Raw genomic sequence first — 15,028 nt, 5'->3', positions numbered from 1 at the left:
GACGAACAATGTCTTTTTTTTGCACATTAAGGCAGTGCTTTAATCGAAAAACAAAGCGGTAAAATTAGAGTTAATGCACCGACAACTTACTGATTACGCATCGTCTTTTTTTGATGCCTGGCCATTCCCCGCGACAGCCGCTACCTGAACGTCGTAACCGCAGGAGACCACATTGAACCACAACATTGTCTATAGCCTTTTTATTATCGGTTCTGTGCTGGTAGCCGCGAGCATTTTACTCAGTTCTTTTTCCTCCCGTCTGGGCATTCCTATCCTCGTGATCTTTCTGGCGTTAGGCATGCTGACCGGCGTCGACGGCATTGGCGGCATCGCCTTTGATAACTACCCCGCCGCTTACCTGATCTCCAACCTGGCGCTGGCGGTGATCCTGCTGGACGGCGGCATGCGCACCAAAGCCAGCTCCTTTAAGGTGGCACTCGGCCCGGCGCTGTCGTTGGCCACGGTCGGCGTGATGATTACTGCCGGCCTGACCGGCGTCGCCGCCGCCTGGCTGTTCCGCCTCGACCTGATGCAGGGTTTTCTCATCGGGGCGATTATCGGCTCCACCGACGCCGCCGCGGTCTTCTCGCTGCTGGGCGACAAAGGGCTAAACGAACGCGTCAGCTCAACGCTGGAGATTGAGTCGGGCAGCAACGATCCCATGGCGGTGTTTTTAACCATTACGCTGATTGAGATGATTCAGAAAGGCGAAACCGGGCTGGACTGGATGTTCCTGGTGCATCTGGTGCAGCAGTTCGGTCTGGGCATCGTGCTGGGACTGGGCGGCGGCTGGGCGCTGCAGCAGCTGATCAACCGCATTAACCTTGCCACCGGCCTCTATCCGCTGCTGGCGCTCAGCGGCGGCATTCTGGTGTTCGCGCTGACCACCATGCTGGAAGGCAGCGGCATTCTGGCGGTCTATCTGTGCGGCTTTCTGCTCGGCAACAGCCCGATTCGCAACCGACACGGCATTCTGCAAACCTTTGACGGCATGGCGTGGCTGAGCCAGATCGGCATGTTTATCGTGCTCGGCCTGCTGGTGACGCCGTCCGACCTCTGGCATATCGCGGTGCCAGCGATGCTCCTGTCGCTGTGGCTGATTCTGGTGGCGCGTCCCCTGTCAATTCTGGTGGGCCTGCTGCCGTTCCGCGGCTTTACCGGGCGCGAGCGCATCTTTATCAGCTGGGTCGGCCTGCGCGGTGCGGTGCCGATTATCCTCGCGGTCTTCCCAATGATGGCCGGGCTGGAAAACGCCTCGCTCTACTTTAATATCGCCTTCTTTGTGGTGCTGGTGTCGCTGATGCTGCAGGGCACCTCGCTCGGCTTTGCCGCGAAAAAAGCGCGCGTGGTGGTGCCGCCGACCGCGTCGCCTGTCAGCCGCGTCGGGCTGGATATCCACCCGGAAAACCCCTGGGAGCAGTTCGTCTACCAGCTGAGCGCCGATAAATGGTGCGTTGGGGCGGCGCTGCGCGATTTGCAGATGCCGCGCGAAACCCGCATTGCCGCACTGTTTCGCGATAACGCGCTGATGCACCCGAACGCCAACACCCGCCTGAAAGAGGGCGATGTCATCTGCGTGATTGGCCGCGAGCGCGATCTGCCTGCGCTGGGCAAAATGTTCAGCCAGTCACCGCCGGTGGCGCTCGATCAGCGTTTCTTCGGCGACTTTATTCTCGACGCCGACGCGCGCCTGCACGATGTGGCGCAGATTTACGGGCTGGAGCTGGATGAAGACACCAACCAGCAGCAGTCGCTGGGCCAGCTGGTGATGAGCATGCTTGGCGGAACGCCGGTAGTTGGTGACCATGTCGAGTGGAACCATCTGACCTGGACGGTGGCGGAAAAAGAGGACAACCGCATCGTTAAAATCGGGGTGCGGGTCGCGGAAGAGCGAGAATAATCCGATACGCTGCGGCTCGATATTCCGGCGGAAACAGCTATGCTGATTATTTAACCCAGCAAACGGGAGAACGTTATGGGACACGTCGTGAAAATTGGCCGTTATGAGATTATCGATGCCGAACTCGACAGCGATAATTTGCAGACCGTCAGCATCCCTTGTCAAACCAATCCCGGCCTGAGTTATCAGCTCGACGGCTGGGATCATGAAACCAGCGTGCCGGCCTGGATTGATGGCGAGCCGGTAGATTTAGAAATTGCGCATTACGATAAACAGCAAGACCAGTGGGTATTAAAAAAACCTGCCTGAGCCGCTATTTTCACCGCCAGCGACCTTTCCTGGCGGTAATTCCGAAAAAGTGTCCTAAAATATTTGGTTATTTCCGGTTATCCCGCCAGTTTAAGCAACCATTTCATCAACTTACGTGAACAAAACTTTAGGCAAAAAAAGGTTTTTAGGATTTGTTCCGTATTAACTCTGTCAAATATCTCCTGCATACTCTTAATCGTTGCTGCAGCTTTTCGTGATAATCATCACGTAAATGTGTTATCTCCTCACTGCAGCCTGTATGGCTCTAACGACTGTAATGAACTGAAAGCGCGTTATTTTGCTTTTTCAGATGTCCACTCCTGAGCGCGTACTTGATTCTGGTCAGGCCATCTTTTACTTAAGAAAAAAGAGAGCAGGTGTTATGGCAAGTACATTGGTGATGAATGATGCGAGCCGCTCATGGAGCGGAACGCGAAAAAATATCCTCGCAAAACTAGCGTTAAGCTTTTCCGACCTGATTGCCCTTAATCTGGCCCTGTTTTTATCGGCGGCGACTATTCAGGGGATCTGGGGCGATCTCGATGCGTTTATTCCGCCTCATCAAATCGAATACCGTTTTATTGCGCAGTTTGCGCTCTCTGTTTTGTGCACCGCCTATTTTTGGATGCGCATGCGTCACTACACCTACCGCAAGCCCTTTTGGTTCGAGCTGAAGGAAGTTATTAAAACCCTGTTTGTCTTTTCGCTGCTGGATCTGGCGCTGATCGCCTTTTCCAAGTGGGACTTTTCGCGCATGGTCTGGCTCTTTAGCTGGACGTACGCGCTGCTGCTGCTGCCGCTGATGCGTGCCGGCGTCAAGCGCGCCATCAACCGCGCCGGCCAGTGGCAAAAAGAGACCATTATTATCGGCTCGGGCAAAAACGCCATGGAAGCCTATGCCGCGCTGCAGAGCGAAGAGATCCTCGGCTACAACGTGCAGGCGTTTATCAGCACCGACGACGAAACCCTTCCCTCGTCCGTCAACGGCGTGCCGATGATCAAACAGCAGGATATCAACTGGCAGACCATCGACCGCGAAAACGTGCAGTTTATTGTCGCCACTGAGTTCGAACAGCAGGCGGTGCGCGACACCTGGCTGAAGTTTCTCTCTAAGATGAACTGCCGCTCGGTCTCGGTGATCCCGACCCTGCGCGGCGTGCCGCTCTACGGCACCGATATGTCGTTTATCTTCAGCCATGAAGTGATGATCCTGCGCGTCAGCAACAGCCTGGCGAAACGCTCCTCGCGCTTCCTCAAGCGCTGCTTCGACATCGTGGTGGCGTCGATGCTGCTGCTGTTTCTGGCGCCGGTATTCGGCCTGCTCTGCTATATGGTGAAACGCGACGGCGGCAACGCCATCTACGGCCACGAGCGTATCGGCCAGAACGGCGAGAAGTTTAAGTGCCTGAAATTCCGCTCGATGGTGACCAACTCGAAAGAGGTGCTGGAAAAGCTGCTGGCCACCAGCGAAGAGGCGCGCGCCGAATGGGACAAAGACTTTAAGCTGAAGAAAGATCCGCGCGTCACCAAAATCGGCGGCTTCCTGCGCAAAACCAGCCTCGATGAGCTGCCGCAGCTGTGGAACGTGATCCGCGGCGAAATGAGCCTGGTCGGCCCGCGTCCGGTGATCGAAGCGGAGCTGGAGCGCTACGCGGGCGACGTGGACTACTACCTGATGGCAAAACCGGGCATGACCGGCCTGTGGCAGGTCAGCGGACGCAACGATATCGACTACGATACGCGCGTCTACTTCGACTCCTGGTATGTGAAAAACTGGGCGCTCTGGACCGATATCGCCATTCTGTTCAAAACCGCCGGCGTAGTGCTGCGCCGCGACGGCGCCTACTAAGCGCGAGGCCGATGCCCGCTTAGCGGCGGGCATCGCAATTTCCTCTTTTCTTTTCGCCCCCAACTCATTACCCTTCCCGCTTGTTTTAACAGGACGTTCACCCTCTGGTTTTTATGCAAAAATTTACCCTGATGCTGTTGAGCCTGGTGCTGCTGGCGCCGCTGGGCATCGATCTCTATCTTCCTACCCTGCCGGATATTGCCCTTGGCCTGAATACGCCGGTGAGTCTGATCCAGACCACCATTCCGATCTTTCTGCTGGTGATGGGCTTAGGGCAGCTGGTGACCGGCCCGCTGGTGGACAACTACGGCCGCAAGCCGATCGCGCTGCTGGGACTGGCGCTCTACGTGGTTGGCAGCGCCGTCGCCGCCACCGCCAGCAACTGGCCGATGTTCCTCTCGGCGCGGCTGATTCAGGGCTGCGCGGTGTGCTGTAGCGCGGTAGTGGCGTTCAGCGGCGTGCGCGATCGCCTGAGCGGCGACGCCGCGGCGCGCGCCTACGGCTTTCTCAACGGCGCGCTCAATATCGTGCCCGCGCTGGCGCCGCTGCTGGGCGGCCTGCTCGCCAGCGCCTTCGGCTGGCGCGCGCCCTTCTGGTTTCTCTGCGCCTATGGCCTGCTGATCGCGCTGATCGTGCTGCTCTGGCTGCCGGAAACGCGCCCCGCCGATACGCTGCGGGTCAGGGGCGTGCCGCTGGCGCAGTATGGCGCTATCCTGCGCCAGCCGCGCTTTCTTGCCTTCGCCTTTGCCAACGCCGGCGCGCTCGGCATGGTGCTGACCTATGTGTCGCTGGCGCCGCAGGTGCTGATGAACGAAGGCGGCCTGACGCCGATTCAGTTCTCGTTCGCCTTTGGCGCCAATGGTTTCTGGATCATGCTGGTGAGCGCCTTCGTCAATAAAACCATCCGCAAAGCGGGACGGCCGTTCTGTCTGGCGATGGGGTTTGTCACCATGCTGGCGGGCGCGCTGCTGCTGTTCGCGGGGATGCATCTGCTGCCGCAGACGATGCAGGCACACTGGGCGCTCTATATGCTGCCGGTCGCCGTGTCGGTGGCGGGTCTGGCGTTTACCGTCGGTCCGGCCACCAGCTATGCGCTGGAGCCTTATCAGCAGCAGGCTGGCGTGGCGGCGGCGTTACAGGGCTTTATTCAGATGGCGGGCGGCGCGGCGGGCAGCCTGCTGATTGTCATGCTGCCGGTGGCGGAAAAGAGCGCGCTGGCGCTGATGATGCTGGCGGGCGCAGCGCTGGCCCTGATCGCCTGGCGCTGCAGCAGAAAAATGCACGGTTCGCTGACCGCGCTTAAATAACCTTAACCGGCACGCGCGGCGCCAGCGCGCACATCAGCTCATAGCCTACCGTGCCGGCCGCTTTCGCCACCCGATCGATTTTCACCCGATCGCCCCACAGCTCAACCTGCGAACCGATGCCGGCCTGCGGGCACGGAGTTAAATCCACCGTGATCATATCCATCGAGACCGCGCCGACCACCTGCGTCATTACGCCGTCCACGCATACCGGCGTGCCGCTGGGCGCGTGGCGCGGATAGCCGTCGGCATAGCCGCACGCCACCACGCCGATGCGCTGCGCCTGCTGCGCACGGTAGCGATAGCCGTAGCCGACGCCGTCGCCGGGGCTGAGCTGTTGAATGCCGATAAGTTCGCTGTTCAGGGTCATTACCGGTTTCAGGCCGGTGCTGGCGATATCCTGCCAGTCGCCGCTGGGCGAGGCGCCGTAGAGAATAATGCCGGGTCGCACCCAGTCATAGTGCGCTTCCGGATGCCAGAGCGTGCAGGCGGAGTTAGAGAGCGAGCGCGGAATAGCCAGCCCTTCGGCGGCTTGCTCAATGCGCTCTAGCGGCGCCACCAGCCCGTCGGGATTTTCCGCATCGGCAAAGTGCGCCATCAGAGTGATATCGCCGACGTTAGGCAGCGCACGCAGCTTCTGGTAAGCGCCATGCGTCTGCTCGGGACGAAAGCCGAGCCGGTTCATGCCGCTGTTGACCTTGAGATAGATATCTACCGGCGCGGAGAGCTGCGCCTCCGCCAGCGCCTTGATCTGCCAGTTGCTGTGCACGCTGGTGGTCAGGCGATAGCGGTCGATGAGCGCCAGATCCTCCTGATGAAAAAAGCCCTCCAGCAGCAGGATCGGTTTGCGCCAGCCGCTGTCGCGCAGCAGTATCGCCTCTTCCATATTGAGTAACGCAAAGCCGTCGGTTTGCGACAGGCTCTCCCAGACCCGGCTCAGGCCGTGGCCGTAGGCATTGGCCTTGACCACCGACCAGACGCGCGCGTCGGGCGCCGCCTGGCGCACGATCGTCAGATTGTGACTCAACGCCTGCCGATCGATGGTGGCAAAAACGGGACGTGACATACCTCTCTCCCTGAAAGTTAACGCGTGGCGTTCGCGTTGCGTAATGGTGCTGATGACGGCGCAAAACCGGGCAAATAGCGCAGCACCGACAGATCGTCGGCGGCAATCGCCGGGGTTTTGCCGCTGATAAGGTCCGCCAGCAGCTGACCGGAGCCGCAGGCCATGGTCCAGCCCAGCGTGCCGTGTCCGGTGTTCAGATAGAGGTTGCTGAGCGGCGTCGGACCGACAATCGGCGTTCCGTCTGGGGTCATTGGACGCAGGCCGCTCCAGAAGCTGGCCTGTTCGATATGACCGCCTTCAGGATAAAGATCCCGCACCACCATCTCCAGCGTTTCCCGACGAGCGGGCAACAGTTTGTTGTTAAAACCAACAATTTCCGCCATGCCGCCGACGCGGATACGGTTGTCGAAGCGGGTCACCGCCACCTTATAGGTTTCATCAAGAATGGTAGAGACCGGCGCGGCCTCCGGGTTCTTCACCGGAATGGTCAGGGAGTAGCCTTTTAGCGGATAGACCGGGATATCGAGAATATGCTTCAGCAGCGCGGTCGAATACGAGCCGAAAGCAACGACATAGCTGTCGCCTTTGATCACCTTGTCGCCACACTTGACGCCATAGATGCGGTTGCCTTCGCGCAGCAGCTGATCGACCGGGGTATTGAAGCGGAATACCACGCCCGCCTCCTGCGCCATTCGCGCCAGCTTCTGGGTGAAGAGCTGGCAGTCGCCGGTTTCATCGTTGGGCAGGCGCAGCCCGCCGGTCAGCTTGTGCTGGGTGGTTGCCAGCGCCGGCTCGACGCGCGCCAGCTCATGCGCCTGCAGTAGCTCGTAGGGCACGCCCGCCTCGCGCAGCACCTCAATATCTTTACTGGCGCTGTCGAACTGCTGCTGGGTGCGGAACAGCTGCAGCGTGCCGCCCTGCCGTCCTTCATAGGCGATGCCGGTCTCTTCGCGCAGCGCCTTCAGGCAGTCGCGGCTGTATTCGGCGATGCGCACCATACGGCTTTTATTCTGCTGGTAGTGCTGCATGTCGCAGTTGCGCAGCATGTTCCACATCCACTCCAGCTGGAAGCTGCTGCCGTCGAGGCGAATAGCCAGCGGCGCATGGCGTTGAAACATCCACTTAACCGCTTTCAGCGGCACGCCCGGCGCGGCCCAGGGCGCCGCATAGCCAGGGGAGATCTGTCCCGCATTGCCTGCGCTGGTCTCTAGCGCGGCATCGGGCTGGCGATCCAGCACTGTCACCTGATGGCCCGCGCGCGCCAAATACCAGGCGCTCGCCACGCCCACCACACCACTACCCAGAATCACTACGTGCATATCGCCCCCACCGGCAAATTCAATAGCATAATTCACTAGACCAGAGCGTGATACCAGCGCATTCCAACCTGCTGGCTGCCGCCCCTACCTTATTAACTTATTTCACATGTTTTTCACTTTTTCAGACACTAAAATCTTATGGCTGAGACAAAATCAGTAACTTATGCGCCTTTTCACCTATTCTTAGCAGTTAATCATAGCGCAACCGGCATTATTCACTTATTTCAGGAGAATAAGCCGACGCCATATAATCCTCTTATAAACAGCGTTTTATGCTGGCGCCAGGCGTTTTAACCCTATATCAGCTCATCAAATGCTTTAGCTGCCTTTTCTGGATGATTTTGTGCCGAATAATTCAGTTGAGTTCCGCGATCAGATAAGTAACAGTGGGCTATCATTGAAGTGTTCGCCTGTTTTTGGGGTTCTCTTTCTTAGGGATGAGCCTTGAAATTACCAAAACCGGCTGCTCGCAGCGGGCAGGCCTGTTTGCAAAACAGAGGTGCGCTATGACGACAATCTTTGACGATCCGATTAAGGACAGCAAACGACTCAGCGATGGACCGGACTGGACATTCGATTTGCTCGATGTCTACCTTGCGGAAATTGACCGCGTAGCCAAACTCTACCGGCTCGATACCTATCCCCATCAGATTGAAGTGATCACCTCCGAGCAGATGATGGACGCCTACTCCAGCGTCGGTATGCCGATCAATTACGCTCACTGGTCGTTTGGCAAGAAGTTTATCGAAACCGAGCAGCGCTATAAGCACGGGCAGCAGGGGCTGGCGTATGAGATTGTCATCAACTCCAATCCCTGCATCGCCTATCTGATGGAAGAGAACACCATGACCATGCAGGCGCTGGTGATGGCGCACGCCTGCTACGGCCACAACTCTTTTTTCAAGAATAACTATCTGTTCCGCAGCTGGACCGACGCCAGCTCTATCGTCGATTATCTGCTGTTCGCGAAGAAATATATTTCCGACTGCGAAGAGCGTTTCGGCGTTGAGGAAGTGGAGCGTCTGCTCGACTCCTGCCATGCGCTGATGAATTACGGCGTCGATCGCTATAAGCGTCCGCAGAAGATCTCTTTACAGGAAGAGAAAGCGCGGCAGAAGAGCCGCGAAGAGTATTTGCAAAGCCAGGTCAATACGCTGTGGCGTACCCTGCCGCGCCGCGAGAAAGAGGCGGTGCACGTCGAAGCGGCGCGCTATCCGTCGGAGCCGCAGGAGAATTTGCTCTATTTTATGGAGAAGAACGCGCCGCTGCTGGAGCCGTGGCAGCGTGAGATCCTGCGCATCGTGCGCAAGGTGAGCCAGTATTTCTATCCGCAGAAGCAGACGCAGGTGATGAACGAAGGCTGGGCGACCTTCTGGCACTACACCATCCTCAATCATCTTTATGACGAGGGCAAAGTGTCGGATCGCTTTATGATCGAGTTCCTGCACAGCCACACCAACGTGGTGTTTCAGCCGCCCTATAACAGCCCGTGGTATAACGGTATTAACCCCTACGCGCTGGGCTTCGCCATGTTCCAGGATATTAAGCGCATCTGTCAGTCGCCGACGGAGGAGGATCGCTACTGGTTCCCGGATATCGCCGGCTCTGACTGGCTGGAGACGCTGCACTTCGCCATGCGCGAGTTCAAGGATGAGAGTTTTATCAGCCAGTTCCTGTCGCCGAAGGTGATGCGTGACTTCCGCCTGTTTACCGTGCTGGACGACGATCGCAATAACTATCTGGAGATCGCCGCTATTCACGATGAGGCGGGCTATCGCGCCATCCGCCAGCAGCTTTCCGCGCAGTATAATCTGAGCAATCTCGAGCCGAATATTCAGGTTTACAACGTCGACCTGCGCGGCGACCGTTCCCTGACGCTGCGTTATGTGCCGCAAAGCCGCACGCCGCTCGACAAGAGCCGCCGCGAGGTGATGAAGCACGTACATCGGCTATGGGGATTCGACGTGAACCTCGAGCAGCAGAACGAGGATGGCAGCGTCGAGCTGCTGGACCGCTGTCCCACGCGTGGCAATGCGCTGTAAGGAAATGCCATAAAAAAACCGGACAGCGTCCGGTTTTTTTATGCCTGTGAGTCAGGCGCGGTCGCGAGTAGCATGAACAGATCGCAAAGTCGCTCAAGGCGTCCCTGCGCGCTCGGCCCGCGGCATCCCTGCCGCGGGACGCTTTGCTCTTCTGTTCATGCTACCCGCTTCCTGAGCAGCGGTGCGGCCTGAAAAAAAACCGGACGCTGTCCGGTTTTCCGCTTTTAGCGCTTGCTGCCTAAATCTTCCGGCATGCTTTTCTGCATGCTGTGCCAGATCTCGCCGCTGCGACGGCCGTAGTCGCGCACCGTGTCGACAATCTGATCCTGCGACGGCTCTTTCACGCACAGCGTTTCCAGCCGCGCATAAAAGTTACGTGCCAGCTCGCGCGCTTCGGGATTAGAGAAATAGTAACGGCCGACGCGGGTGTACAGCCCTTTCAGTCCATTCAGGATCAGCCCGTAAATCGGGTTGCCGGAGGCGAAGGCCAGCCCGCGAAACACGCGATAGTCAAGTTCGGTATAGGCGTCAGCCTGATCCTCGATGCCGGAGACGCTCTCCAGCACGGCGCGCGCCTTATCGGGATGGTGACGCAGCGCGCGGCTGATAAAAATCGAGGCGATATTGGTGCGCACCGACAGCAGATTATCAATCAGCACCGGCACGCTGTCGTGATCGAGACGCGCCAGCGTCTCAAGAATATTCAGGCCGGAGGTTTCCCAGAAGTCATTCACGCGCGTCGGTTTGCCGTGCTGAATGGTTAACCAGCCGTCGCGCGCCAGGCGCTGCAGCACTTCGCGCAGCGTGGTGCGGGTCACGCCGATCAGTTCAGAAAGCTCACGTTCAGCAGGAAGGATCGACCCAGGAGGAAAGCGGCTGTTCCAGATGCTTTCAATAATATACTCTTCAGCAAATCCCGCAGGGCTCTGCGCCTTAATGACCATAGCGATGTTTTCTCGTTGCTTTCTTTGTCGAAATGGCACTCATCATACCAGACGCCCTGGAGCTGTTATAGACTGCGCAAGGATTAAAAGCGCGCGCTGGCGCAAAAATCAGCAGCCGCGCGCAATCCTGCAAGGCACTGTTGCGTCACCTGATGGCGCTGATTACCCTTTCACTCTCTCTACTTCGCACAGGACATTTCGCCATGGAGATCACCTGGGGCCAGGCGCTGCATCGCAACTTTCTCGGCCAGTCGCCCAACTGGTACAAAATGCTGCTGCTGGCATTTCTGATCATCAATCCGCTGCTGTTCTTCTTTGTCAGCCCGTTTCTCGCCGGCTGGCTGCTGATCGCCGAATTTATCTTCACCCTCGGCATGGCGCTAAAGTGCCATCCGCTGCTGCCCGGCGGTTTGCTGACGCTGGAGGCGATCGCCATCGGCATGGCCAGCGCCGAGCAGGTCAAGCAGGAGCTGGCCGGCAATCTGGAAGTGCTGCTGCTGCTGATCTTTATGGTGGCCGGCATCTTTTTTATGAAACAGCTGCTGCTGTTCGTCTTTACGCGGCTGCTGCTGACGCTGCGATCCAAAGTGCTGCTCAGCCTCACCTTCTGCCTTGCGGCCGCGTTTCTTTCCGCCTTTCTCGACGCGCTCACCGTGGTCGCGGTGGTGATCAGCGTCGCCGTCGGCTTCTACCAAATCTATCATCGCGTCTCGTCCGACCCAGACTACGCCGCCGAGGCGCATCAACAGCGCGCCACGCTGGAACAGTTCCGCGCCTTTTTGCGCAGCCTGATGATGCAGGCGGGCGTTGGAACGGCGCTGGGCGGCGTGATGACCATGGTCGGCGAGCCGCAAAATCTGATTATCGCCCATGCGGCGGGCTGGGACTTTGCTGGCTTCTTCCTGCGCATGGCGCCGGTGACGGTGCCGGTGCTGCTGTGCGGCATTCTCACCAGCCTGCTGGTGGAACGCCTTCGCCTCTTCGGCTATGGTGCCACGCTGCCGGATGAAGTACGCGCCATCCTGCTGCAGAGCGAACATGAGGCAGCGGCGCAGCGCACGCGTCAGGATCGCCTCCGGCTGTGGATCCAGGCGGCTATCGGCGTCTGGCTCATCGCCGCGCTGGCGCTGCACCTGGCAGAAGTCGGCCTGATCGGGCTTTCGGTTATCGTGCTCGCCACCTCGCTGTGCGGCGTGACGGACGAGCACACCATCGGCCAGGCCTTTACCGAAGCGCTGCCCTTTACCGCGCTGCTGACGGTATTTTTCGCCATCGTCGCCGTGATTGTGGAGCAGCAGCTCTTTAGCCCGCTGATTGCCTTTGTGCTGCAGGCTGAGCCGCACGCGCAGCTCAGCTGGTACTACGTGTTTAATGGCCTGCTCTCATCAATATCCGACAACGTGTTTGTGGGTTCGGTGTTTATCAACGAGGCAAAGCAGGCCTTTAGCCAGGGCGCGATCGACCTGCAGCAGTATGAGCTGCTGGCCGTCGCCACCAATACCGGCACTAACCTGCCCTCGGTGGCGACGCCCAACGGCCAGGCGGCGTTTCTGTTTCTGCTGACCTCGGCGCTGGCGCCGCTGATCCGGCTCTCCTATGGGCGAATGGTGTGGATGGCGCTGCCGTTTACCGTGGTGATGTCGCTGGTCGGCTTCGCCTGCCTGCACTGGCTGCTGGTGCCGGTGACCGAAACCCTGCAGCTGTGGGGCTGGATCGCCGCGCCGCAGATGTGAATGGCTGCCCTGGATCAGGTTAAGCCCAAAATGACCAGGATTTTCGCCTGCGCCGGGCTGGCACCGCCGCGCTTTTGGTTTACACTGCGTGGCATTACCGTTTACAGGGAAAGCAAGATGTTGCGATATCTCAATCAATCTTCGCGCGGTCGTGCCGCCTGGCTGCTGCTGGCGTTAACGGCGCTGGCGCTGGAGCTGGTGGCGCTGTGGTTCCAGCATGTGATGGGACTGAAGCCGTGCGTGATGTGTATTTATGAGCGCTGCGCGCTGTTCGGCGTGATGGGCGCGGGCATCGTCGGTGCTATCGCGCCAAAAACCCCGCTGCGCTGGGCTGGCCTGCTGATCTGGATCTACAGCGCCTGGGAAGGGCTTCGCCTCTCCTATGAGCATACGATGATCCAGCTGCATCCTAACCCCTTCACCACCTGCGATTTTGCCGCGCGTTTTCCCGCCTGGCTGCCGCTGGATAAATGGCTGCCGTCGGTGTTCGTCGCCAGCGGCGACTGTGCGGAGCGCGGCTGGAGCTTCCTGACGCTAAGCATGCCGCAGTGGATGATGGTGATTTTCGCTGCTTACCTGATTGTCGCGCTGCTGGCGCTGATCGCCCAGCCGTTTAAGCCTAAACGCCGCGAGCTTTTTTCCCGCTAAAAAAAACAGGCTGCCGAGAAGGCAGCCTGTTTTTTATCAGCCGTTGCGGTCGGGACGATCGATAATGTGATCCTCCCAGTCGCGCACTTCGCTTTCCCTTACCGCGATATAGCGCACCGAAATACGCTGCGCGTGCATCGCCGACTTTGAGCCGCTCAGCAGCGGATGCCACGCCGGCAGCCCTTTTCCCTCGCCCAGCAGGCGATAGGCGCAGGTGCGCGGCAGCCAGTTAAACTGCGTCAGGTTTTCACGCGTCAGCTTAATGCAGTCCTCTTCATACTCGAAGCGGCGCTCATAGTTGCGGCACTGGCAGGTTTTGATATTGAGCTGGTTGCAGGCGACGTTGGTGAAGTAGATTTCGTCGGTGTCGGCGTCCTGCAGTTTATTGAGGCAGCACTGGCCGCAGCCATCGCATAAGGATTCCCACTCGTCGTCGTTCATTTGATCGAGGCGTTTAGTCTGCCAGAAAGGAAGTTCACTCATGATGGCGGCGTCCGGGTTAGTCACAAAACCGCACCTTATATCGGGTCAGGCGCGGCGTTGCAAGTTTTTACAGCACGCGCGTGCTGATGCCGTGTCCCGCCAGCGAGACTTCCAGCGTGTCGCCGGAGCGCATCGGGCCAACGCCTTCCGGCGTGCCGGTCAGCACCACGTCGCCTGCGCGCAGGGTAAAGTACTGACTCATATGGGCGATAAGCGGCAGGATCTGATGGATCATATCTGAGGTTCTGCCGTGCTGACGCACCTCGCCGTTGACCACCAGCTTGAGTTCGGTATCCTGCGGGTCGCCTGGAAACTCTGCCGCGGGAATAAAGCCAGAGAGCGGACAGGAATTATCGAAGCCTTTCGATTTTTCCCACGGCTGGCCCGCTTTTTTAAAGCCCGCCTGCAGATCGCGCAGGGTTAAATCGAGCGCGACGCCATAGCCGGCGATCGCTTTCGCCACGTGCTCTTCACCGGCCTGCTTCAGGGTGGCGCCAATCAGTACCGCCAGTTCTACTTCGTGATGCACCTCACCGAACGCGGAGGGAATAGAGAGCGGCTGGCGCAGATCGCAAAGGGCGGTCTCCGGCTTGATAAAAATTACCGGCTCGGTTGGCGTGGCGCTGCCCATTTCCTTAATGTGTTTCGCATAGTTGCTGCCGACGCAGACGACCTTGTTCACCGGAAAATCCAACAAGGCGCCCTGCCAGTTACGATGCTGATACATGCTAATCCCCTGCTCTGGTTGGTTGTGATGCCAGCGACGCCGGCACGTTGAGGTTTGCGCTTCAGCGGGTCTGCGCCCGCCGTGACGGCCATAATAAGATGGTTTAGCAAAGATTAGTGTGCGTAAATTGTCAAAAAAGCGTGAATATATGCTGCCGGAGCGGTGAATTTATCGCCACTCCATTGTCAATAAAGAATATTGACCAGTAAAAGGCGCGATAATCGCGCCATTATTTTGCTGCAAATCGTTATATATAATTATGCTGAGAAAGCGAGAAGCACTGATTATATTTACAGATGAATCTGAATTAATCTTTTTTTCCCGTCTCAAGATGAACTTTCAGCAAACTTTCGACCGGCGGCGGCATCTGCAAATAATAGCCCTGTTCGCTAAGCGCCTGTTTCACTTTATTGATGTCAGCGTTGGCCAGCCGATCGCGCTTGTCCAGCGTCAGCACCATCGCCAGTTGAGGCTTGCCGAAGCCGCGCAGCAGCGCTTCGGGCACACGGGAGAAATCGTCCTTTTTTTCAACGTAAAGATAAGTCTGCTCACGGTTCGGGCTTCTGTAGATCACACAAAACATATTTTTTACTCGAATAATCCTGGATGGTGGCTTGCCTGGAAATAACAGTAACTATAACATGCTTGCAGAACTTCGAATATTCACCGGACGAGCTGAAATGATGATTTTATCGACGTTTGTT

General features: G+C 58.1%; 13 protein-coding genes. 7 read left to right on the top strand and 6 right to left on the bottom strand.

The window, feature by feature from the left end; all coding sequences use genetic code 11:
* The first annotated feature begins 172 nt into the window (after positions 1-172).
* The 4 genes from B2J69_RS22725 to B2J69_RS22710 all read left to right on the top strand — a co-directional run bounded on the left by B2J69_RS22725 (position 173) and on the right by B2J69_RS22710 (position 5,365).
* Positions 173-1,900 carry a potassium/proton antiporter gene (locus B2J69_RS22725; RefSeq protein ID WP_081142616.1) on the top strand — a complete coding sequence of 576 codons (1,728 nt, stop codon included), beginning with the start codon at positions 173-175 and terminating at the stop codon, positions 1,898-1,900.
* 75 nt (positions 1,901-1,975) lie between these two features.
* Complete coding sequence (locus tag B2J69_RS22720; protein WP_081142614.1) at positions 1,976-2,209, top strand: DUF1480 family protein; 234 nt, start codon at positions 1,976-1,978, stop codon at positions 2,207-2,209.
* Positions 2,210-2,591: 382 nt separating this feature from the next.
* Entirely contained in the window at positions 2,592-4,058 is a 1,467-nt protein-coding gene (gene wbaP, locus B2J69_RS22715) for an undecaprenyl-phosphate galactose phosphotransferase WbaP (protein ID WP_081142612.1), read from the top strand.
* A 113-nt stretch (positions 4,059-4,171) separates the two neighbouring features.
* Positions 4,172-5,365 carry a multidrug effflux MFS transporter gene (locus tag B2J69_RS22710; RefSeq protein WP_081142610.1) on the top strand — a complete coding sequence of 398 codons (1,194 nt, stop codon included), beginning with the start codon at positions 4,172-4,174 and terminating at the stop codon, positions 5,363-5,365.
* Here B2J69_RS22710 and dadX read toward each other — a convergent pair.
* Positions 5,358-6,428: a catabolic alanine racemase DadX gene (dadX, locus tag B2J69_RS22705; protein ID WP_081142608.1), complete on the bottom strand. Its 1,071-nt coding sequence runs from the start codon at positions 6,426-6,428 to the stop codon at positions 5,358-5,360. The two genes, B2J69_RS22710 and dadX, sit on opposite strands and share 8 nt — an antisense overlap.
* Positions 6,429-6,445: 17 nt before the next feature.
* Positions 6,446-7,747, bottom strand: coding sequence for a D-amino acid dehydrogenase (locus B2J69_RS22700; protein ID WP_081142606.1), 1,302 nt, complete (start codon positions 7,745-7,747; stop codon positions 6,446-6,448).
* Between the two features lie 506 nt (positions 7,748-8,253).
* Here B2J69_RS22700 and B2J69_RS22695 point away from each other — a divergent pair.
* Positions 8,254-9,789, top strand: coding sequence for a SpoVR family protein (locus B2J69_RS22695; RefSeq protein WP_081142605.1), 1,536 nt, complete (start codon positions 8,254-8,256; stop codon positions 9,787-9,789).
* A gap of 224 nt (positions 9,790-10,013) precedes the next feature.
* On the opposite strand, the gene fadR is transcribed toward B2J69_RS22695, so the two are convergent.
* The gene (gene fadR, locus B2J69_RS22690) at positions 10,014-10,733 is read right to left on the bottom strand and encodes a fatty acid metabolism transcriptional regulator FadR (RefSeq protein WP_081142604.1); all 720 of its coding nucleotides are present in this window, start codon (positions 10,731-10,733) and stop codon (positions 10,014-10,016) included.
* Positions 10,734-10,936: 203 nt separating this feature from the next.
* Here fadR and nhaB point away from each other — a divergent pair, with 203 nt between their 5' ends.
* Both nhaB and dsbB read left to right on the top strand, forming a co-directional pair.
* A complete protein-coding gene (nhaB, locus tag B2J69_RS22685; protein ID WP_081142603.1) occupies positions 10,937-12,466 on the top strand; it encodes a sodium/proton antiporter NhaB in 1,530 nt (509 codons plus the stop codon).
* Positions 12,467-12,583: 117 nt separating this feature from the next.
* Positions 12,584-13,114 carry a disulfide bond formation protein DsbB gene (gene dsbB, locus B2J69_RS22680; protein WP_081142650.1) on the top strand — a complete coding sequence of 177 codons (531 nt, stop codon included), beginning with the start codon at positions 12,584-12,586 and terminating at the stop codon, positions 13,112-13,114.
* Between the two features lie 36 nt (positions 13,115-13,150).
* On the opposite strand, the gene B2J69_RS22675 is transcribed toward dsbB, so the two are convergent.
* The 3 genes from B2J69_RS22675 to B2J69_RS22665 all read right to left on the bottom strand — a co-directional run bounded on the left by B2J69_RS22675 (position 13,151) and on the right by B2J69_RS22665 (position 14,907).
* Positions 13,151-13,597 (bottom strand): YcgN family cysteine cluster protein, encoded by a 447-nt coding sequence (locus B2J69_RS22675; protein ID WP_081142602.1) that lies wholly within the window; start codon positions 13,595-13,597, stop codon positions 13,151-13,153.
* Positions 13,598-13,664: 67 nt separating this feature from the next.
* Positions 13,665-14,324 (bottom strand): fumarylacetoacetate hydrolase family protein, encoded by a 660-nt coding sequence (locus B2J69_RS22670; RefSeq protein ID WP_081142601.1) that lies wholly within the window; start codon positions 14,322-14,324, stop codon positions 13,665-13,667.
* Between the two features lie 307 nt (positions 14,325-14,631).
* On the bottom strand, positions 14,632-14,907 hold the full coding sequence (locus B2J69_RS22665) for a YcgL domain-containing protein (RefSeq protein WP_081142600.1): 276 nt from the start codon (positions 14,905-14,907) through the stop codon (positions 14,632-14,634).
* Positions 14,908-15,028: the final 121 nt, after the last annotated feature.

This window comes from Pantoea latae (assembly GCF_002077695.1).
In the GTDB taxonomy this organism is placed as follows: domain Bacteria; phylum Pseudomonadota; class Gammaproteobacteria; order Enterobacterales; family Enterobacteriaceae; genus Pantoea; species Pantoea latae.
Note: the sequence above shows the minus strand (reverse complement) of the source record. Positions and strands in the feature narration are given on the sequence as shown.

Excerpts from the sequence above, each read along its gene's own strand:
- B2J69_RS22720 (WP_081142614.1), top strand. The coding sequence starts at position 1,976 with ATGGGACACGTCGTGAAAATTGGCCGTTATGAGATTATCGATGCCGAA.
- wbaP (WP_081142612.1), top strand. The coding sequence starts at position 2,592 with ATGGCAAGTACATTGGTGATGAATGATGCGAGCCGCTCATGGAGCGGA.
- B2J69_RS22710 (WP_081142610.1), top strand. The coding sequence starts at position 4,172 with ATGCAAAAATTTACCCTGATGCTGTTGAGCCTGGTGCTGCTGGCGCCG.
- dadX (WP_081142608.1), bottom strand. The coding sequence starts at position 6,428 with ATGTCACGTCCCGTTTTTGCCACCATCGATCGGCAGGCGTTGAGTCAC.
- B2J69_RS22700 (WP_081142606.1), bottom strand. The coding sequence starts at position 7,747 with ATGCACGTAGTGATTCTGGGTAGTGGTGTGGTGGGCGTGGCGAGCGCC.
- B2J69_RS22695 (WP_081142605.1), top strand. The coding sequence starts at position 8,254 with ATGACGACAATCTTTGACGATCCGATTAAGGACAGCAAACGACTCAGC.
- fadR (WP_081142604.1), bottom strand. The coding sequence starts at position 10,733 with ATGGTCATTAAGGCGCAGAGCCCTGCGGGATTTGCTGAAGAGTATATT.
- nhaB (WP_081142603.1), top strand. The coding sequence starts at position 10,937 with ATGGAGATCACCTGGGGCCAGGCGCTGCATCGCAACTTTCTCGGCCAG.
- dsbB (WP_081142650.1), top strand. The coding sequence starts at position 12,584 with ATGTTGCGATATCTCAATCAATCTTCGCGCGGTCGTGCCGCCTGGCTG.
- B2J69_RS22675 (WP_081142602.1), bottom strand. The coding sequence starts at position 13,597 with ATGAGTGAACTTCCTTTCTGGCAGACTAAACGCCTCGATCAAATGAAC.
- B2J69_RS22670 (WP_081142601.1), bottom strand. The coding sequence starts at position 14,324 with ATGTATCAGCATCGTAACTGGCAGGGCGCCTTGTTGGATTTTCCGGTG.
- B2J69_RS22665 (WP_081142600.1), bottom strand. The coding sequence starts at position 14,907 with ATGTTTTGTGTGATCTACAGAAGCCCGAACCGTGAGCAGACTTATCTT.